Here is a 17,392-nt window from a genome sequence, read left to right as displayed (position 1 = left end):
GCGTTTCAATCAGATTGGAACATGTATTCAAGAGATTTATCTTTATATTGTACCAAATGACGCAGTTTTCTGAGCGCCTTTAATTCTATTTGTCTTACCCTTTCTCTGCTTATCCTGAATATCTTTCCTGTCTCGGCAAGTGTATGCGGAGCTCCTTCTTTAAGACCAAATCTTAGTCTTATTACCTTACTTTCTCTTAGACTTAATTTATTCAATATATTATCAAGCTGCTGATTTTGACAATCCATTAAATGCGAATCAGAAGGTGACATGTAGGTTCTATCTTGAATAAGATCTTCAAGTGTTCTTTTATCATCTTCCGGAGATAAAAGATTAAGGGATATAGGCATTTCAGAAATTTCGATTATATTCCTTGTTTTTTCAATTGTGAGCTTCAGTTTTTTAGCTACCTCTTTCACACTTGGCTCTCTGCCATATTTTTGCATCAAAATCCTTGTCGTTCGGGCATATCTGTTAAGAATTTCTATTATATGAGCCGGAAGATGTATAGATCTGCCCTGATTTGAAAGAGCACGAATTATGTATTGTTTAATCCACCAGGTCGCATAAGTAGAAAACCTGAATCCTTTAGAAATCTTAAACTTTCCGACAGCCCTAAGAAGCCCGAGATTTCCTTCTTCAATCAAATCTACCAGCGGGACACCAAAACGGGTATAACGCTTGGCTATATTAACAACTAAACGCAAATTAGAGTTAATAAGCAATAATTTTGCTTTCTTATTATTTTTATCAGCCAATTTAAAAAGTTTAACCTCCTCTTCTGCTGAAAGCAGAGGAAAGTTGCTGATCTCCTTAAGATATATCCTTAGAATATCATCCATTAGACCCCATACTATTTGAATATTCCGCTAAAATCTATATTAAAATATTCCGTGTAAGAAATCCCAAATACAATTTGCTCACTGATAACATCTTTTAAGTAAGGTTTCTCTATCATTACAATTATTCCTTTAAAATACAGATCAAAAGTTATTTTATTCGAAAGAACCATCCTGAGTCCTGAGTTAAAGTCAGAACCATCATATTCAAGTCCTAATCTCGTTATTGAGTCAAGAGGGAAAGATATTCCGGCAAAAAACCAGTTAAACCTTCCATTCCCTGTACCTATTGTTACATCCAGATTATTCAGTTCTTTTAATGTTTTACTTACGCAAAGAAAATAATTAGTATTCTCCCCGCCTCCGGCTAAATCAATGAAACTTTTTTTTTGTGTTAAAGCACGTACTTTAAAATTAAAAGTAAAATTACGCCCTAATTCTTCAAAAGTAGTAACTTTTTCAATACTTGTCCTTGCACCTATTTCCAATACATTTTGCAGTCCATAAGTATATTTGATCTGATATTTATGCAAGGAAACTGCTTGTTCATTATTAAAAAGAACTTCCGCAGTCGGAATATTAAACATTCCTGTAAGGCCTCCATACGTTGTGCCTATTCCTGCAAAAACTGCAGAAGAAAACAAAAATAAAAAAACAATACCGCTGTTAATAGTTACTTTTTTCAATAAGTAGCGGCCGCCTAAACCGCATATGAATATTTTTTAATGGTCGGGGCACCCAGATTTGAACTGGGGACCTCCTGGTCCCGAACCAGGCGCGCTAGCCACCTGCGCTATGCCCCGACTATATAATTACACTATTACTATCTGTCTGACTGAGACGGACATACAATTTATTCGAACTTCTATGCCTCAGTTTCAGCGCAAAACCATTTACTTTATTTGATATTTTAACACATTGAATATAATCTATCTAGTATAAATTCACTTTTTAAAATTTATCAATTCTTTTAAATCATCCAACACATTATAGTTGGTAAAATCAAATTTTAGAGGTGTAACCGCTATTTTCTTATTTTCAATAGCAGAAAAATCAGTACCATGTTCCCTAATAAACCCCGGCTGTTTCCCTCCAAGCCAATAATAAGACTTTCCCCGGGGATCTGTTTTTTTTGTCATCTTGTCCCGATAAATTCGCTTTCCTTGTCTGACAATCTCGACACCATTAATCTTTCGGCAATTTGGTATATTGACATTTAAAAATGTATTTTCAGGAAGTCCTTTTTTAATTACATTGCAGCATATTTTCCTGATAAAACCCGCGGCCAGAAGAAAATTAAACCTCTTTCCATATTGCATTGAAAAAGCAATAGAAGGAACACCAAGCAACGTGCCTTCTAATGCCGCAGAAACGGTCCCTGAATATGTAATATCATCACCAAGATTTACTCCGTGATTTATGCCGGATACTAAAAGATCAGGTTTTTCGCGTTTTAATAAACCATAGCAACCAAACATAGCACAATCAGTAGGTGTACCATCTACCGCTACATGGTATTTATCTATAAAATTGACCCTTAAAGGATGATTAAAGCTGATTGAGTGAGCAGCTGCGCTTCTTTCCTGGCTGGGAGCAACAACATAGACAAGACCAACGTTCTTTAGAATCTTTTCAAGTGCCTTAATCCCGCCTGCGTTAATACCGTCATCATTTGTAATTAGTATATTTGGTTTCATTTTTTATAATATCCTAGTTGAAAGTAACTTTTCAGATTGGAGATGTAGGGTTTTCCTTAATAAATTCTTTTCCTTTTCCAGTTTTTAGATATATTTCTCTTTTTCTTGCTGAACTCAAGTCAGGATAAGTTTCAGAATAAATCATTATGAAAGGTTTCCTACCTTTTGTTGCAATTTCTTTTCCGTTGTTGTGATCCGAGATTCTTCTCTCAATATTATTCGTGCAACCAGTATATGTCTTGCCATCTTTCTTACTTAATAGTACATAAACCGTATACAAGCTTACCCCTTCTCGGGGTATTATTATTGGTCGGGGCGACCCGATTTGAACGGGCGACCACTCGCACCCCAAGCGAGTGCGCTAGCCACCTGCGCCACGCCCCGACATATTTTTAAAGGGTTTTCAGAGATTTTCGTTTTTGTAAAGTTCTTGTGTCCAAAAAGTGTCCACTATTTTTCTTCACTACTGATATTTATCCTACTTGCCAACTGCTCTACTGCTTGCCGCTTATGATTCTGGGATAAATGTGCGTACTTCATCGTCATCTCTATCTTTGAATGCCCTAAGAGCTCTTTTACCGTAACAAGGTCAACACCTGCCATAACGAGCTGCGAGGCGAACGTGTGTCTGGTCGTATACATTATTACATCGTTAAGTTTTGCTCCCTTTACTGCTTGGGCAAATAATTTCCTGAAATTTACAGTGTTAAAGATTTTACCACAATTATCAGCTGTTTTCAACTTCAAAAAGGTGTTATATGCAAATTCATTCATGGGTATTTCCCGTACTTTCCCGGATTTACTCTTAATCACATTGAGAACTTTGCGCTTGAGGTCTATGTCTTTCCACTCAAGATTGAACAATTCCCCTCGCCGAAGGCCCGTATATAAAGCAATTATTATGATTGGTCGTATCTGTTCCGGAGTGTTTTTTAATAACCGGTTAACCTCTTCATTGTCAAGGAACCGAAGTCTACCACTTTCTTCACGAAACTTTTTAATCTTAGAAGATGGGTTCTCAACTGCTTTTCCCCATTCTATCGCCTTTTTAAACATATGATTCAATATCTGATGTTCAAGGTTGATTGTTCGTTGTTTTACATCTTTTAAACGCATAGCTATATATTGCTCAACCATTAAAGAAGTAATTTGATGAAGGTATTGCCCTTTAAAATATGCAGTCAGATGGTTTATTACAATTCTATCAGTTGGAGCAGAGCGCTTATTCGGAACGCTATATGTTTTAAAATAGAATTCAGCATAATCGGTAAATAAGACAGCGGATATTCTTTTCCTGTTCAATATACTATCTTCAGCTTTTTGATATTTTATTTTGTTAGCATAAAGTTCTGCCAAAGATTTCTTCGGGAACTTTTTACGGTATCTTCTACCATTGACGCGAATATCCGCTATCCACATTTCGTCTTTTAAATATACTGCCATAGTTTCCTCATTTGTCGGTTATAAAATCGATATCGACATCTATTTCTTTAACAGTAGATTTTATAATCCACCTGTCCAGCTCTTTAGGGTCAAATTTAGTCAATCGGCCGCATTTAACGAATGGAACAGACCTCTGACAGACCCATTTATACATTGTCTGCTTCTCGACGCCAAGATAGGAAGCCGCCTGCCCAATGCCAAGAAGGCGGCTTGGTTTATCTTTCTCGTTGCCTACTTTTGTTATAAAGCCCTTCAGTAGGTCAAGCAGCTCCGGCATCCTATCTTTTGGTCTATATCCAATTTGCATAGTTAACTCCTACATATTTGTAATACGGTGATATTATTCATAAGCAGGCTAATCATCACTGTACCCCTTTTTTAACCAGCATGTGTTGAATCAGCCCCCGAATTCTGATATTGTCATGCACCAGAAACTTTAAATCATCAACGCTTATATCGCTTTGCTCTTTATTGTAATAATTTTCTACCTCCGCCTTCAGCTCAGACATTAGACGCTTAATACTTTCGACTGTCTTTTTATCAGACGAGGGACCCTCATCTGGGCGATTCAAAAGCTGATTAATATATCCGAATGCCCCGTCTGTATCCATATGAGAACGTAAAATTACCTGGGCAGCAGAGATTTGCAGTGGTTTATCCAATTTCGAAAGTGCCCGTGCGTAGGTTTGTTTTAATTCTCCGGATTGAATTAGTTCTTGAACCTCCGGGGAAATACGTTCTGCAATAGTTAATAAGTGTCCTATATAGCGCTGTTTTTTCTTCAGTTTTGTGGCTATTTCATCCTGGCTCAAATGATATGTATCTTTTAGCTTCTTTACAGCAAAAGAAAGTTCGACAGGTTTTAGAACGGCGTGCTGAATATTATCCTCTAAAGCCATAATATCAGCCATTTCATCTGGCAGATTTTCATATACAATAGCCTGTGCAGTTGCCATTTCAAGATACCTTAATGCTCGTAATCTGTTTTCTCCCGAGATAAGGTACAAAAGCCCATCCGCTTTCTTTTGTAGAAGGAGCGGGATTCGCAGTCCCTCTATCCTGATACTTTCAGCGAGTTCTGAAATATGTTTCCCCGTACATTCTTCTCTTGGGTTTCTCCCCGGAAGAACTATTATATCCCTTGTTGCGACAACTGCATTACTTTTTACGATGTCCATATTTTCTCCTTTACATCAAGAATTTATTTACATTCCCAGCAGAAAGATTAATACCACTGGTGAATATTTTTAATGAGCTTATTATTTTCCTTGGAATTCCTCGGGACATTTCCGCTAGTTCTGTAATACCATCCTGCTCCCATTCAATATGTTCGTTTACGCATATTTCCTTGATAAAGTAGATAGACTCTTCTAGCGTTAGGGGATTCATTTTGATAGTAGTTAGCCTGTCCCGGATATCTCTACCGACTTTTGCGCCATCTGCTGTGCTAGCAGTTAAGAGAAATATTACGGAAGGGTCATCCTCCAGCTTATTGAGGAATAAATCACGAGTTGACGGGTCCGTGCGCTGGAACTCGTTTAAAAATACTACAAAAGTATTTATTCTTTTAGGTGAGCCAAAAAAGTCTGAACCATGCCTATATCTTCCGCATCCGTATAAGCGGTCAAATAGCTTGCGAAAGAATTTTATATCCATGTAATGGTCAGGACAAAATACCTCAATGTAGTTGGTGTTATACGCTAATCCTGTTTCTGTCTTAATAGTATCAAAAAAAGCACAGCTAGGACATTGATTGCATGGTTCGATTTGTTCCGGAGTTGTATTGTGACAAAAGTAACTCCGAGCAGTGAGTCTACCACCACAAGTTTTACATGTTCCGTAATCGCCATCGAACAATATGCCTGGTGATAGATTATCGTTCGCTATCAGGTATTTAAGAAGTGTTAACGACTCCTTGTTCCCGTGTATTTGGTCAAATCGTTTCACGCGGTATTTCTGCAGCAGGTCCACTTTCTCCATTTTGCCCTCCTTCGTCGCCTAAGCGGGATTTAACAAAGGCTTTGAGTTTTTCCAGATTAAAATTGAAGCAGACACGCCAAACTTTGACATTTATTTTATTTATTAGCTCATAAAAGGTTTCACGAGGAGCATTATTAATAACGCCTATAGAGTTTAATATCTGCCGTAATCCTTTTGAACTTATCCAAGCAAACTCATCTGTGCCTTGCTTTAAGTAAGACAGCAAGTTATCTTCCCTATACAGGTTATCACCCTTATCGGATTTAGTCCTCTCAACATATTTCAGAATAACAAAAGCTAAGTTGCCTTCTACGTCTGTAGTCCTCCTATTCGCTTCATAGTCGGTGACATACTTTTTGGCAAATTCAGTAATCTTTTGAGCTATTTCCATGCCAGGAAATTCTTTATCTACATGCATTGCCATCATTATCGGTCCTTCCCAAACTTCCGTATGGCGATTATCCTCTTGTATGAGTGATGAAACATCAAACGTTGGATATTCCCTTAAAACATCAGGTCTAATTTTATCAATAAACTGCTTTATCTCAGCTTTGATTGGCGCTGCTTCCCCGCGGGCTATTCGCTCTATAAATTTTTCCAATTTAATATCCTTTGGTTTCTTAATAACAGCAACAATGATACAGCGGGATGTCAAAGGTTTTTCTGATGGTCTATTTGGACCTCCTGCGGCAATAAGCACATATACAACATAAGTAATGGATTTTCTTTGGTCTCGTCTATCGCATACCTTGATAACCCCGCCCCTTTTGTATGCTACACGCAGAATACGTTTCATATCAGCGGTTTCCATAAAATCAGATTCATCAACCAGAACAAACCCTTTGCTCCTGGAGATTTCACGTATAAGTGAACGTGAGGTTGTCTCCGACATTCTCAAGGGACTTTTTACTAGGACGTTCAGGCAATCCAAGATACGAGTTTTACCTGAACCTTCAGCGCCTACCAGCCATAAAATGCACACAGATTCGAAATGTCGATATATATACGACAATATAATGATGCATGCCAAAATGTGATAGTAGATTTCCTCACTGAAATAGATGTAACGCTTAAGAAAACGTATCAAAGTTAAATACATAGTTCATAATCCTCCCTGTTCTTGACTGTGCTTAACGCTGTAGAACGTACAATCGCGCAATCGAGCAATAATGCTTATATTTATTTATGCTGGAGCATTACTTCGTTCACCAGCTCCTGAAACCTCAGGTCATTCACGTCTGAAAATAGACCTGGCAGAGGAATTCCTATTTTAGATGAGGATTCCTTACTGGCGTCGTTAGAAGCTTCGCATAAAATAGCCGCCATTCTCCTGATACCCTCTTTTTCCTGCACTTGCATTTTGGTGTCTAGCATAAACTCCTCCTTGAACTGAAATAATCTGACACGTCTTTGAATTCGTTTGGAAAATCAAACACAGGTACGGTCTTGCCTTTACGTTTATAGTAGTTCTGGACTAAAGCTGAAGCATTGGCCCCTGCGGTGTCGTGGTCGAGGCACAGCACGATACTATATGGAAGCAGTAAATCTAGGAATTCTATTTTAACAGTCTTACAGCCGGCGAGACCGACCGCTTTCATGTTGTTGCTAATGAGAGACAAGGTATCCGTCGGACCTTCGGCTAAGTATAAAGCCTCGGTTTGTCCCAAGGACTTTAGGACATTCGTATTATATATAGAAGGCAGGTGCGCTCTGATATTGTGATACCGATTATACGCATCGGAGTTGCCTATAATCCTGCCTTGAAGGAAAACAACTTTATCTTCTCTGAAGTAAGGGAACACAAGGGCATAGTCCAGCTCGGAGAAGTATAATTCACCTTTAGCGTTCAGGAGACCAGCATGAGTTAATTGTTCCAGAGTGTACTTGGTCAGCAGTCCGCCTAAGGTATCTTTATGGGAAACGACGCAGGAGACGCCCATGGAGGACAGAGCTACCTCAGACATCCCTCTCTGTCGCAGAAGATAATCGGAAGCATTGGGGACATTTAAAACAGGACGACAGAGAGAAATAAAATCAGCATAAATGGCAAAGCGGAGTTCATCTTCGATAAGCTTAGCCTGGATTTCTTGCGGGATATATTTAATTCCTGCAGATAGATTCTCCAAGTAAATCTTAGCTTTGGGAAATGTCATCCCCTTTGATTGGAACAGCAGATTAAAGTTATCGCCACCGATACCGTGCTCCAACCAACAGCGGAAAGTGTTTGTTTTTTGATGGAACGAGACAGACCAGTGGTTGTCATTATTTTTATGTTCTTCGGGTTTGAAACACGGAGCAGAGTTGTCTTTACGCTTCAGACCCAGTGAGTCCCACACCTTTATTACCGGAACACTTCTTTTTAGTAATTCATGACTCCTATTTAATACCATATATTCTCCCTATAGAATACCTTCAAAAGTAATATATAATAAGTACCGGTGCAGACTGCGGATATTTTTGTTTTATTCTGCATTGTCATCTCCTATCTGACTCATAAACCCTCCATAAACAAAAAAAAGAGATTACAGAATAAGCAAAATGCTTTTTCTGTAACCTCTCGTAAATCTGGAGCCAGTTACAAATTGTGTTTAATAAATCTTAGAACTAAGGATTAATTTCTACATTTATTGCTATAAACTTACCATCCCTGCATTGGGTAGATAAATTATAGAAAGTTATTTTTTTGTCATCCAGAAATTTTAAAATAATAAACAAAGGCAATTTCTTATCATCGTATGTCTTACCATTTAGTTTATCGAAAATATTGTTAAAATCCATTTCCAAATATTCGTGCGGACGCATATCGCCTGCTATAGTTTTCCAAAATGTCTTACTCTGAGATGTCAAAAATACATTTGTACCCTTGAACAATACATCAACTCCATGCGCAGTGCCAAGTACACGGCCAAACACGCTTCCATGCATGGCTCCAAATTCAGGGTGTGTATTATTATTGTCTTTGTTCATTTCCATCTTCAGCACCTTCTACCGGATTACTTTTTTGCTTAGCCCTCATCCACTCGATGATTGCTTCTCTATCAAAAGTTAGAGTTTTACCGATTTTTATAAAAGGCAATCCCCGTTTCTTTACCCAAAAATAAACCGTGCTCTCGGGAGCATTGAGAAGCCCGGCTGCTTCATCTATTTTAAGAAAAAGTTTGTCATTCATTAAGGTAATTATAACAAATATTATGGTATGTGTCAAGCAGTATTAAGATATGATAACAGCTACTATTATACTTCAAGGTATATGTATATGTTGGGCTATATATAGTAGAGCAACGCCAAATGTATCGGTAGGTGTTGGGTTTTTAATCTAAGCTTCTTCGAAGCTCCCAATTTCTGGGTTGAAATGCAGCTTAACGGAAATTCTGGCGGGACCGCGAAGGTTCTTGGCTATAAAGAGTTCTACTTCTTGAGAATCTGTCTTTTTCTTATTGACCTGCAGGAACATTACAACATTGGAATCAAAGGAAAGGCCATATGTATAGCTTAAACCCGACAAAGAATTTGAATCTGCCAAACTCTTGGATTTCCGGGATATACATATAATTGTTGCGCACAGGGAACCTGCGAGTTGAGATACCGCACGAACAACGCCATCAATGCTGTTTTCAGAACATTTGTCCGGTAGATAGAAACTGAGGGCTTGAATTGAATCGATAATTATTAAAATCTGCTTATCTACACCGAACTCAGAAATCTTCTCTTTCATGTTTTCGATAGTTAAAGGTTCAGAATTAGCATCAACCAGTATTAAATTACTGCCGTATTCGGAAATACGGTCGCTGGCATCCAATAAGTCTTTTAGGACTTTCTTATCAATCACATCTTTAATGTTCCGGATAACTTTACCACTGATACCGCTCTCCTGCTCAAGGATGCGCTGGGTATAAAAAGAGATGCCGTGTTCTACACCAATCCAAAATACTTTATTTCCATTCTTGGCTACATTCCGGGCAATCTGCAGACACAGAGAGGTTTTACCTGATGAAGGAATACCGCCGATTGTGACCAGAGAATTTGGAAACAAACACTCTATTACAGCATCGAGTGGTGGCAGGCGAGTTAAGATACCGTTATTTTCATTTGTTTCCAGGCCTTCTAAGAATTCCGGCAAATAATCCTTTAGGCTTATAATAGAGTTCCTATTGTCCTCCACTATACTCCTGCCGGAATAAGATTATGGTTTGAGGGAATTTCTTTATGCTTTCTAATGTATTCCTGTCTAAGCATCTCAAGGTCTGATGATGTAAAGATATTCTTACTCTTTTCTACCTCGTCGGTTAAAGTTTTGAGCTGAAAGGCAGTAGTGCAATTTTTAAAACCCTCATATATTTCCTGCAATTTATTCTCTCGAATTAATTCCTTTTCTGCATCTTTAGTGCTTACAACTTCCTCCAATTCTTGTTTCGGCTCAGAAGCACTTTTGCTATATTTTAACAAAATATTCTTTTCGAAGAATTCATAGGTTGGATTTGATATTTTCTGACCGATTTCAAAGGTACCTGTTCGGTCTTTTTCTATAGAAATATACCGCTGTCCATTTTCAAACTCCATTCTTAATACTAAATCAGTAACATAAGATGTTTCTTTTTCGCAATTAGCTTTAATACCTATCTTACTTGGTTGCATAACCCCGCCAACAAGCTCTACCTTATACTCGTCTTTTGCTCTCGCTACCAATATTAAATGCACGGGAAGATTTAAGCATGTTGTAATAAACGAATTGTATTTACGCTTGATGCTTGCCCAATCGGTAAAAGACAAATCTAAATTATCAAAATCTGCTTTGGGATTATTTCTAAGCATTTTAATCTTTTTCGCTTCAATGCGCGAATCGAGCAATGATGCCCAAGCAACAGTTATGGGGTCAATAATTAATGTATTAATTTTCAACGTATCAATATTCTTTTCGACTTCCGTAACTGCGTCGCAGAGCTCAGAAAAACTTTTAGTGTGGAACGCCAATGCATTTTTAAACTTTTCACACATGAAAGTACTTCCCGATTCCATATCAATAATAGCCGGGTTTTTAAAGCTCAGTGAAAAATGTGTTTTCCCTACACCAGCAGTCCCAAAAATCAGTATCTTTAGGAACCTTCGAGAATTATAAATCTTTTCAAACTTTACCATAATATTCCTCCTGCGGTTACTCTATGTTTCTTATTAAAATGGCGGCAGGGAACTTAACACCACTTCCCTGTTCTCTTGGGTAGTATCTATAGGAATAATGTGCCTTGATAACAACAATCTATCCACCTTACTGGGCACACCTATTTTTAAAACAGGCTTTGGGAATTCAATGACAGCCTTATCGATTATCTCTTTTGCGACAGCATTTATTTTAGAAATATCTTTAAGGTTCTCCCAAAGTATTTTCGGCTCCATCTTTACAGCAGAACTCCATTGTTCTTCGGATAACAGCGGTTTAAGTTCCTCTTTAAGGATTTCGATATCAAACTTACGGTCTGTAGTTTTCCCAAGAGTTATGGGAGTCCTGGTCTTATTACTGATTACCTTTTCTACGTTTTGAAATCTTAATTCTCGGATAAGAAGTCCCTCAATGTGTGTTTTAAGCTGATAGATTTTAGATGAAAAGACCTTCGCCGTCAGATAGATTTCTGCTAACTGGACAGTAGTCATAGAAGCCAGATTACTTTCCATCACTTCCTGTAATGCAGTTAAGTCATTCATAACGTCTCCTCTACTTATTAAAATACGAAGGTTTTAGGTTTAGTAGTTTGTACTTGTCGCATTCACCGGTCTTATACATACAGAAGCCACATTGCCTCCCTGGTTTGGCAAAGAAGCCGGTCTTATGACATTGAGCTACCTCTTTATAAGCTAACTTTATTTGTTTAATAAAGTTTTCTAAATCCTTGCTCGAGAATTTAATCTGTAGGTCCATTTTTAAGGCAGGCAAGATAAATCTCAGGCTTCTGATTCTCCCAATATCCATACCCAATATGCCGACAAAATAGAAAAGGAATTGCAGTTTGGAAAGCCCTTCCTCGCTTATTATGTTCACACACTTAAAATCATAAATATCCACAAACCCATCTTTGGATACGGTAATCAGGTCAACACGGCCGGATATAGCAAGAGGATTGACTTTTAGTTCACCGGCTATTAATGTCTTGAAGGTATGCTCTGGGAATATTTTAGCTGATTCAAGCAGTTTAATATCTTTGAAGTATTGAATAAGGTAATCTACCATTTGATTAATGTGAGTTAGAACTGTTGCTTTATCTTCCTCGGGGTCACCACGCCAAATGAGTACGGGAACTTCTGAGATGATCTTGTTAAAAAGAGGCAAGGTATTTTCTTTTAGCCATGAAAGGTCTTTATATCTACCCTTTAGAAACATTTCTGCAAGACCATGTACAACACTTCCGGATAATGCGTTTCTAAAATCCTGCATCTTACTTAAGGGGTCTCTCAGAATCACCATCATTTTGTAGCGATATGGGCATTCCAACAACCGTAAAGAATAGAACGAGAAGTAAGGAACTGCTCTTGGAACAATCTGCATGCTGTTATGCGGTTTGTACTTTGACAGGTACTCGGTTATATTGAAGTCGGTCATTCAGCTTTTCCTTTTGGAGTTTTAAATCCAATCTCTTTGGTTGCTGGTTCTTTTAGCTGGTCAACTGCAGATACAAGGTCCGTTTGACGAATAATGTTATCTCCTCTTTCGATAGCTGACAGATAGCCTCTTTTAACTATCTCCACAATCTGGGCAGGGCTAAAATCTTCTGTTATATCGGCGATATGATTTATGTTAAGAGTTTTGTCCGTATCGGTCTTAGATAAGTTCAATTGTAATAGGCTTAACCTTTCTTTTGGCAAAGGGTTCTTATAATGCAAAATAACATCAAATCGACCGGGACGTTTGGTTAGCGCTTTATCGAGCACCTCTGTTTTGTTCGCCGTAGCGATGGTAATAACACCATTTAAATTAGCTGCACCATCCAATTGATTTAAAAGTTCATTTAGAACTCCTCCATTAAAATATCCTCCATCTCTGGAAAGTCCATAGAGATCTAAATCCTCCAGAACAACAACACAAGGTCGGATGCTTCGAGCAAGGGAAAATACTTCAGAGACGTCTTCGCTTCGTTTGAGATGTTTTCCTGTGGCTACAATAAAGTTACATCTGAGCGTTGACATAAGCCAACGGATAGTAAGGCTTTTGCCTGTTCCAGGAGCGCCAAACAATAGAATGCCTCTCTTAATAATATTAAATTCATTCAGCTTATTGTTATTGCCGTGTAATCTATATCTTTCTATAATACCTATGACATTAGATTTTATAGAGCGCTTTATTTCTTCGGGTAATATAAGTTCTTCATCTGTAAGTTGCTGAATCGACTCTATAAATTCTCCCCCAGCGTTCAACCTTAAATCAGTTAAAGACATAATTGTGTTCTCTAAGTCGGCAAAGAACTTCTTCCCCAAATCCAGCTTGCTTGCGGGGAGATAGACATGAAAATATGATTTCACAAAGTCATCCTTAGATAGCTTCATCCGCACAGCCATTTTATTGCCATTCTTGTCTTTTAGGAAGTAGTTTGCGCAATATGGGCTTGTTTTATTGCTACCAGACTGATCGTAAATGATCGGGAAAGGCAATTCTTCTGCATATCCATTGTTTGTTTTTATTATAGTGTAGTTGTCGTTTATAAGCTTGTAGATTGCAAAGGATACGACCCTAAACGCTGCGGGATAGAAATCTCTAAACAAGACGATGATATCTGTGCGTTTTTCACCTAGGAATTTCGCCATTATAGAGGACAGATAGTCCTCGGCATATTTATATAATACAGGCTTGTTTATCTCTACAGTTACACTTCGCTTCATTTATTGAGTCCTTTCTTAAACATATTTGTAAAGATCAGGGATAAAAGAAGGAAGATGCTGACCGCTGGAAATAACAGTAGGCAGGCACATAGCACGACGGTAACAGTTGAAGCAAATATATTGCTCAGTTTATATGGGTTAGGCTTAGCCGGCTGGGGAATGATATAGAGACGGCCCTTACTCTCGACAAGGTTGTAACTACTGTTATGTATTATTACTTTCTCCGGCATGGGTTTATCCTCTAAGATAAAATACGGTAAGAAGATATTAAAGGCAGGTAGATTTATAGGTCGGAAAGACTGACTATGATATCCTTATCCATTAAGAACTCAATGCGGACTTTAGCAGACCTTCCCTTAGAGGCAACAATAAGCTGTTCTATAAAAGTTCTAAAAGCCGGGGTTAGTCTCCACACTCCATTGCGAAGCTCACAGACGGGTCCGGTAAACTCCCTGATATTGATATTACTATTGCTTTGAATAAATTGCAGCTTTCTGTCCATACAGCTCCTCCAAGAAGCTTGAGCTTCATGATTAACCTCTACAACGTCGGTATTGAGTCTAGAAGGCCTCTCTGACTCTCTCTATAGAGAAAAACGTAAAAAATATCTAACAGTGTAGGTTGAAACGTCACAGAGGCAAGGGTAGAAATTATCTTCCCAACAAATTTTATTGTAATTGCATTTCTTATTGTAGACATGTAAACAAACCTCCTGTTAGTGTGAACCTTAAGAGCATATACGTGACCCCTTCGTATGGGACTAAAGGAAGTTTCTATTGGCTTACAGATTATCGTACGTTACATATGTTACTTATGCCTGAGCAAGGTTCCCCTTGGATTTAACCCAGTCATCTAAAAATATCTTACTCACGGTATTTGACGTCGTCCAGTTGATTTCATAATAAGGGATGTTTACCTTGTGGATGTACTGGTCTATGACATTGAAGAGAAATACAGCTGCCGTTTGATTAGTGGTTAGACGCTGAGTACCGTTTGCAAGGTTTGCAGTACAGCTTCTTTCTGAATTGGTGTCCTGGTTAGCAATCTCAGGATGTTGCTCGATAAGCTTTGGCCCGCAGTATGAGTCTTTCAACATTCCTTGAATAAAGGTCTGACCACCGATAAGTTCGTTTCCTGAATCTATGTACAGAGGACGATTGTAATTATTATCTATCTTTGATAACTCTGAAGATATAAAAGCTCTGGCTTTATTATTATCCACACAGCCAACCACAATATCAAACACGTTCAGCTTTACTTTCTCTGCTGTTTCTTCATTGTAATATTTAGATATACAGGATAGGTTTACGCCAAATGCAGAGCCGTATCTTTGGGTTAAGACTTCTGCCTTCGGCTTACCTATGTCCGACTTAATAAAGTTCTGCCTAACAATGTTAGATATACTAACGCGGTCACCGTCAACAATCAGATATTCAAAAGTCATCTCTCTTTCTGAAGCAATTAAACGGGCAAGCAGGGGAACCAGAGCGCTCCCGGTCCCTCCGGCTCCTATCTGAAGGATTCTTACATGGGTGTAAAGGTTATTCTCAAAGTATGTCTTTGGCAGAGTTATTTTCATAGATTATAGATCCTCAATATTTAAACCAGGCTTATGCAGGTCCTGTCCAACGCCCGGTAAATCACGCTCCATGCTACAGCCGTATAGCAGCATATCCAGTTCTGTTTGATGTTCGTCGTCTTCCACAGGGTTTATCTCTTTAAACCATTTATCGGGAACTTCTGATACCAGGTCAAAGATATCCTCTAAAGATACAGGGATAGACGAGGTACCACAGCAAGCGCGGATTTTAAGTTGAGGTAAAGGTTCTGTTATCTGTCCTGCTACCGCATAAAGACGGGTAGCCTTCTCATCACCGTCATCCACGGCTGAGAAGAAAGCCTGCATATTCCCGTGACTATGGATTTCAAGAGCCAGGATGTTCTCTTTCTCCATTGCCGTATTATGTTCGAACTTGACTGAGGCAGGGCCTACCTGCTGGGGAGGACAGTGGATATAGTAAGACTTACGGTTGCGATCCCAGAATATCTGAAGGAGCGCTTCTGACTGATGTTTCATATAAACCTTCTTAAAGAAGCTTAAACAGGTCAAAAGAAGAACAACAGGGATCTTAGGCAGTTTTATCTTAAAGCCTTCTTGTACTTTCTCTAGGCCGACTATTTCTTTCGGGGTTACGATAATGGTTCCTAATTCCGTTTCTCTTATCTCCTTTGCTCCCGTACCGCATAAGATATAGTTTACAGGCTTAATAAGTTTCTTGGGAAGGCCTATACTGTGGTTCACTAACTGACTAACGATTGACTTTACCATGCAACACCTCGCTTAAGATTCCATACGGCTTTAATTCGCTATATGGGAATTCCTGCTTCCCGTCATAAGATTTAAACCAGTTAAGCATGCGGGTTCCGGGTCCATTACTGTCGTTATTGAATAAATCTTCGTTAAACGGGGATAGAAAGAATATCCTTGGTAGATTAGACATTCCCTGGAGGGATTTAAACGGCTTATCAATCAAGTTGCCGGCCGTTCCCCAACAGACCTCGCCGTTTGGGTGGACATTGGAAAAAGGCGCATTATAAAGCATGATATTATCTGTTATTGTTTCCTTTCCGATAGCAAAGACTTTGGTGGAATATAACAACCGATTGGAGTTTACCTCGTAAATCCACACTAACGGCGGTAACGGTACCTGGAAGTCAAACACAACTGGTGCGCCATCAGCTTTATTGTTATTGTATTTAACCTTAAACACCTGGTCGGGGCGGAGTAATGTAATCTTCTCTCCACCTCCTGTTCGCTGATAGGATAAAGTACCGGGAGGCAGTAACCCGCTGTCAAATTTCGTATCTCGTAAGACTATTTCCTTAAACTTATTAGGGGATAGATAGCGGTACTGCTTCTTATTGTTCTCATCCTGAAGCTCCACACGAACACCGTATGACTCCAAATGGATCGTAGTCATAACAGAGCACGCTTGTTTTCCTTCTTTTCTTTCTTCTTGTTTGCAATAGCCATATATCTTTCCTGTAGCTGCTTTTTGAATTTTGCTTCCTTGTCGAGAAATTGATCATATAAAGAAGGCAGGAGGTCTTTTAATGTAGTTATTTTATCAATGTAAGACTTAAGATCTGTGACAAAGCTTTGATTGTATTCAAGATAACGCTGGCTGTTATGATGCATAAAGGAGAATAGCTCCAAGGAACATCGGAATAATCCGTCAAAGTTATTGCTTTGAGTATGGAAATGCTTTTTAAGAAGACCATTGCTGGAAATATACTCTCTGAAATCGGAGTCACCGTATTCCTGCTTCTGTACAACCTCTACATGCCAGCGGAATGCGGACCTGAACTTTGAAATGCTTACATCTTCTTTGATTAGGGACTTTAAAAGCTTTCGTAGATTACAGCTAATGCTCTGAGGGGATACATTGAGAGGAACATTCTGATTATGGGAAACATAGCCTAACACCTTGGCATCCTTCATAAAGGAAACATATGCCAGACGGTTTAAAGTAGTAACTATGTCCGAAGCAGACGGGTTATTAGCCATAA

The 17,392-nt window shown here is 38.7% G+C and carries 24 protein-coding genes and 2 tRNA genes; all 26 read right to left on the bottom strand.

The genetic code is table 11. The features are described from left to right. Nucleotides 1-5 precede the first annotated feature (5 nt). The 26 genes from A2536_09595 to A2536_09470 all read right to left on the bottom strand — a co-directional run bounded on the left by A2536_09595 (nt 6) and on the right by A2536_09470 (nt 17,390). Nucleotides 6-842, bottom strand: a complete 837-nt coding sequence (locus A2536_09595; GenBank protein ID OGF44788.1) for a hypothetical protein — start codon at nt 840-842, stop codon at nt 6-8. Nucleotides 843-853: 11 nt separating this feature from the next. Continuing rightward, nucleotides 854-1,525, bottom strand: coding sequence for a hypothetical protein (locus tag A2536_09590; GenBank protein OGF44787.1), 672 nt, complete (start codon nt 1,523-1,525; stop codon nt 854-856). 40 nt (nt 1,526-1,565) lie between these two features. Then, a tRNA-Pro gene (locus tag A2536_09585) sits at nt 1,566-1,642 on the bottom strand. A 141-nt stretch (nt 1,643-1,783) separates the two neighbouring features. Beyond that, complete coding sequence (locus A2536_09580) at nt 1,784-2,536, bottom strand: 5'/3'-nucleotidase SurE (GenBank protein OGF44786.1); 753 nt, start codon at nt 2,534-2,536, stop codon at nt 1,784-1,786. 31 nt (nt 2,537-2,567) lie between these two features. Then, nucleotides 2,568-2,816 (bottom strand): hypothetical protein, encoded by a 249-nt coding sequence (locus A2536_09575; GenBank protein ID OGF44785.1) that lies wholly within the window; start codon nt 2,814-2,816, stop codon nt 2,568-2,570. A gap of 27 nt (nt 2,817-2,843) precedes the next feature. Beyond that, a tRNA-Pro gene (locus A2536_09570) sits at nt 2,844-2,920 on the bottom strand. A 66-nt stretch (nt 2,921-2,986) separates the two neighbouring features. Further along, nucleotides 2,987-3,979: a hypothetical protein gene (locus A2536_09565; protein OGF44784.1), complete on the bottom strand. Its 993-nt coding sequence runs from the start codon at nt 3,977-3,979 to the stop codon at nt 2,987-2,989. A gap of 7 nt (nt 3,980-3,986) precedes the next feature. Next, on the bottom strand, nt 3,987-4,223 hold the full coding sequence (locus tag A2536_09560; protein ID OGF44809.1) for a hypothetical protein: 237 nt from the start codon (nt 4,221-4,223) through the stop codon (nt 3,987-3,989). A 118-nt stretch (nt 4,224-4,341) separates the two neighbouring features. Further along, nucleotides 4,342-5,157 carry a hypothetical protein gene (locus A2536_09555; protein OGF44783.1) on the bottom strand — a complete coding sequence of 272 codons (816 nt, stop codon included), beginning with the start codon at nt 5,155-5,157 and terminating at the stop codon, nt 4,342-4,344. Between the two features lie 10 nt (nt 5,158-5,167). Further along, nucleotides 5,168-5,959 carry a hypothetical protein gene (locus A2536_09550; GenBank protein ID OGF44782.1) on the bottom strand — a complete coding sequence of 264 codons (792 nt, stop codon included), beginning with the start codon at nt 5,957-5,959 and terminating at the stop codon, nt 5,168-5,170. Then, nucleotides 5,913-7,058, bottom strand: coding sequence for a hypothetical protein (locus A2536_09545; GenBank protein ID OGF44781.1), 1,146 nt, complete (start codon nt 7,056-7,058; stop codon nt 5,913-5,915). Before A2536_09545 ends, A2536_09550 begins: the two co-directional genes overlap by 47 nt. 80 nt (nt 7,059-7,138) lie before the next feature. Then, a complete protein-coding gene (locus tag A2536_09540) occupies nt 7,139-7,333 on the bottom strand; it encodes a hypothetical protein (GenBank protein ID OGF44780.1) in 195 nt (64 codons plus the stop codon). Further along, nucleotides 7,327-8,349 (bottom strand): hypothetical protein, encoded by a 1,023-nt coding sequence (locus A2536_09535; GenBank protein ID OGF44779.1) that lies wholly within the window; start codon nt 8,347-8,349, stop codon nt 7,327-7,329. Before A2536_09535 ends, A2536_09540 begins: the two co-directional genes overlap by 7 nt. Nucleotides 8,350-8,563: 214 nt before the next feature. After that, nucleotides 8,564-8,932: a hypothetical protein gene (locus A2536_09530; protein ID OGF44778.1), complete on the bottom strand. Its 369-nt coding sequence runs from the start codon at nt 8,930-8,932 to the stop codon at nt 8,564-8,566. Continuing rightward, nucleotides 8,910-9,164 carry a hypothetical protein gene (locus A2536_09525; GenBank protein ID OGF44777.1) on the bottom strand — a complete coding sequence of 85 codons (255 nt, stop codon included), beginning with the start codon at nt 9,162-9,164 and terminating at the stop codon, nt 8,910-8,912. Before A2536_09525 ends, A2536_09530 begins: the two co-directional genes overlap by 23 nt. Nucleotides 9,165-9,275: 111 nt before the next feature. Beyond that, a complete protein-coding gene (locus A2536_09520; GenBank protein ID OGF44776.1) occupies nt 9,276-10,121 on the bottom strand; it encodes a hypothetical protein in 846 nt (281 codons plus the stop codon). After that, the gene (locus tag A2536_09515) at nt 10,121-11,095 is read right to left on the bottom strand and encodes a hypothetical protein (GenBank protein OGF44775.1); all 975 of its coding nucleotides are present in this window, start codon (nt 11,093-11,095) and stop codon (nt 10,121-10,123) included. Before A2536_09515 ends, A2536_09520 begins: the two co-directional genes overlap by 1 nt. 33 nt (nt 11,096-11,128) lie before the next feature. Continuing rightward, the gene (locus tag A2536_09510) at nt 11,129-11,656 is read right to left on the bottom strand and encodes a hypothetical protein (GenBank protein OGF44774.1); all 528 of its coding nucleotides are present in this window, start codon (nt 11,654-11,656) and stop codon (nt 11,129-11,131) included. Between the two features lie 10 nt (nt 11,657-11,666). Further along, on the bottom strand, nt 11,667-12,548 hold the full coding sequence (locus A2536_09505; GenBank protein ID OGF44773.1) for a hypothetical protein: 882 nt from the start codon (nt 12,546-12,548) through the stop codon (nt 11,667-11,669). After that, entirely contained in the window at nt 12,545-13,822 is a 1,278-nt protein-coding gene (locus A2536_09500) for a hypothetical protein (protein OGF44772.1), read from the bottom strand. The genes A2536_09505 and A2536_09500 overlap by 4 nt, the downstream gene beginning before the upstream one ends. After that, nucleotides 13,819-14,052, bottom strand: a complete 234-nt coding sequence (locus A2536_09495) for a hypothetical protein (GenBank protein ID OGF44771.1) — start codon at nt 14,050-14,052, stop codon at nt 13,819-13,821. Before A2536_09495 ends, A2536_09500 begins: the two co-directional genes overlap by 4 nt. Nucleotides 14,053-14,105: 53 nt before the next feature. Continuing rightward, nucleotides 14,106-14,324 carry a hypothetical protein gene (locus A2536_09490; protein ID OGF44770.1) on the bottom strand — a complete coding sequence of 73 codons (219 nt, stop codon included), beginning with the start codon at nt 14,322-14,324 and terminating at the stop codon, nt 14,106-14,108. 309 nt (nt 14,325-14,633) lie between these two features. Then, a complete protein-coding gene (locus A2536_09485) occupies nt 14,634-15,401 on the bottom strand; it encodes a hypothetical protein (protein OGF44769.1) in 768 nt (255 codons plus the stop codon). Nucleotides 15,402-15,404: 3 nt separating this feature from the next. Then, nucleotides 15,405-16,151, bottom strand: a complete 747-nt coding sequence (locus tag A2536_09480; GenBank protein OGF44768.1) for a hypothetical protein — start codon at nt 16,149-16,151, stop codon at nt 15,405-15,407. After that, nucleotides 16,132-16,803, bottom strand: a complete 672-nt coding sequence (locus A2536_09475; GenBank protein OGF44767.1) for a hypothetical protein — start codon at nt 16,801-16,803, stop codon at nt 16,132-16,134. Before A2536_09475 ends, A2536_09480 begins: the two co-directional genes overlap by 20 nt. Next, on the bottom strand, nt 16,800-17,390 hold the full coding sequence (locus tag A2536_09470; GenBank protein OGF44766.1) for a hypothetical protein: 591 nt from the start codon (nt 17,388-17,390) through the stop codon (nt 16,800-16,802). Before A2536_09470 ends, A2536_09475 begins: the two co-directional genes overlap by 4 nt. Nucleotides 17,391-17,392: the final 2 nt, after the last annotated feature.

This window comes from Candidatus Firestonebacteria bacterium RIFOXYD2_FULL_39_29 (genome assembly GCA_001778375.1).
Lineage (GTDB): Bacteria > Oederibacteriota > D2-FULL-39-29 > D2-FULL-39-29 > D2-FULL-39-29 > D2-FULL-39-29.
The sequence above is the reverse complement of the archived record's forward strand: the minus strand, read 5'-3'. Positions and strand labels throughout refer to the sequence as shown.

What these genes read in the sequence shown, in the direction of transcription:
- A2536_09555 (OGF44783.1), bottom strand. Translation starts at nt 5,157, where the DNA reads ATGGACATCGTAAAAAGTAATGCAGTTGTCGCAACAAGGGATATAATA.
- A2536_09545 (OGF44781.1), bottom strand. Translation starts at nt 7,058, where the DNA reads ATGTATTTAACTTTGATACGTTTTCTTAAGCGTTACATCTATTTCAGT.
- A2536_09500 (OGF44772.1), bottom strand. Translation starts at nt 13,822, where the DNA reads ATGAAGCGAAGTGTAACTGTAGAGATAAACAAGCCTGTATTATATAAA.
- A2536_09495 (OGF44771.1), bottom strand. Translation starts at nt 14,052, where the DNA reads ATGCCGGAGAAAGTAATAATACATAACAGTAGTTACAACCTTGTCGAG.
- A2536_09565 (OGF44784.1), bottom strand. Translation starts at nt 3,979, where the DNA reads ATGGCAGTATATTTAAAAGACGAAATGTGGATAGCGGATATTCGCGTC.
- A2536_09535 (OGF44779.1), bottom strand. Translation starts at nt 8,349, where the DNA reads ATGGTATTAAATAGGAGTCATGAATTACTAAAAAGAAGTGTTCCGGTA.
- A2536_09580 (OGF44786.1), bottom strand. Translation starts at nt 2,536, where the DNA reads ATGAAACCAAATATACTAATTACAAATGATGACGGTATTAACGCAGGC.
- A2536_09475 (OGF44767.1), bottom strand. Translation starts at nt 16,803, where the DNA reads ATGACTACGATCCATTTGGAGTCATACGGTGTTCGTGTGGAGCTTCAG.
- A2536_09485 (OGF44769.1), bottom strand. Translation starts at nt 15,401, where the DNA reads ATGAAAATAACTCTGCCAAAGACATACTTTGAGAATAACCTTTACACC.
- A2536_09595 (OGF44788.1), bottom strand. Translation starts at nt 842, where the DNA reads ATGGATGATATTCTAAGGATATATCTTAAGGAGATCAGCAACTTTCCT.
- A2536_09530 (OGF44778.1), bottom strand. Translation starts at nt 8,932, where the DNA reads ATGGAAATGAACAAAGACAATAATAATACACACCCTGAATTTGGAGCC.
- A2536_09480 (OGF44768.1), bottom strand. Translation starts at nt 16,151, where the DNA reads ATGGTAAAGTCAATCGTTAGTCAGTTAGTGAACCACAGTATAGGCCTT.
- A2536_09550 (OGF44782.1), bottom strand. Translation starts at nt 5,959, where the DNA reads ATGGAGAAAGTGGACCTGCTGCAGAAATACCGCGTGAAACGATTTGAC.
- A2536_09510 (OGF44774.1), bottom strand. Translation starts at nt 11,656, where the DNA reads ATGAATGACTTAACTGCATTACAGGAAGTGATGGAAAGTAATCTGGCT.
- A2536_09505 (OGF44773.1), bottom strand. Translation starts at nt 12,548, where the DNA reads ATGACCGACTTCAATATAACCGAGTACCTGTCAAAGTACAAACCGCAT.
- A2536_09540 (OGF44780.1), bottom strand. Translation starts at nt 7,333, where the DNA reads ATGCTAGACACCAAAATGCAAGTGCAGGAAAAAGAGGGTATCAGGAGA.
- A2536_09470 (OGF44766.1), bottom strand. Translation starts at nt 17,390, where the DNA reads ATGGCTAATAACCCGTCTGCTTCGGACATAGTTACTACTTTAAACCGT.
- A2536_09515 (OGF44775.1), bottom strand. Translation starts at nt 11,095, where the DNA reads ATGGTAAAGTTTGAAAAGATTTATAATTCTCGAAGGTTCCTAAAGATA.
- A2536_09490 (OGF44770.1), bottom strand. Translation starts at nt 14,324, where the DNA reads ATGGACAGAAAGCTGCAATTTATTCAAAGCAATAGTAATATCAATATC.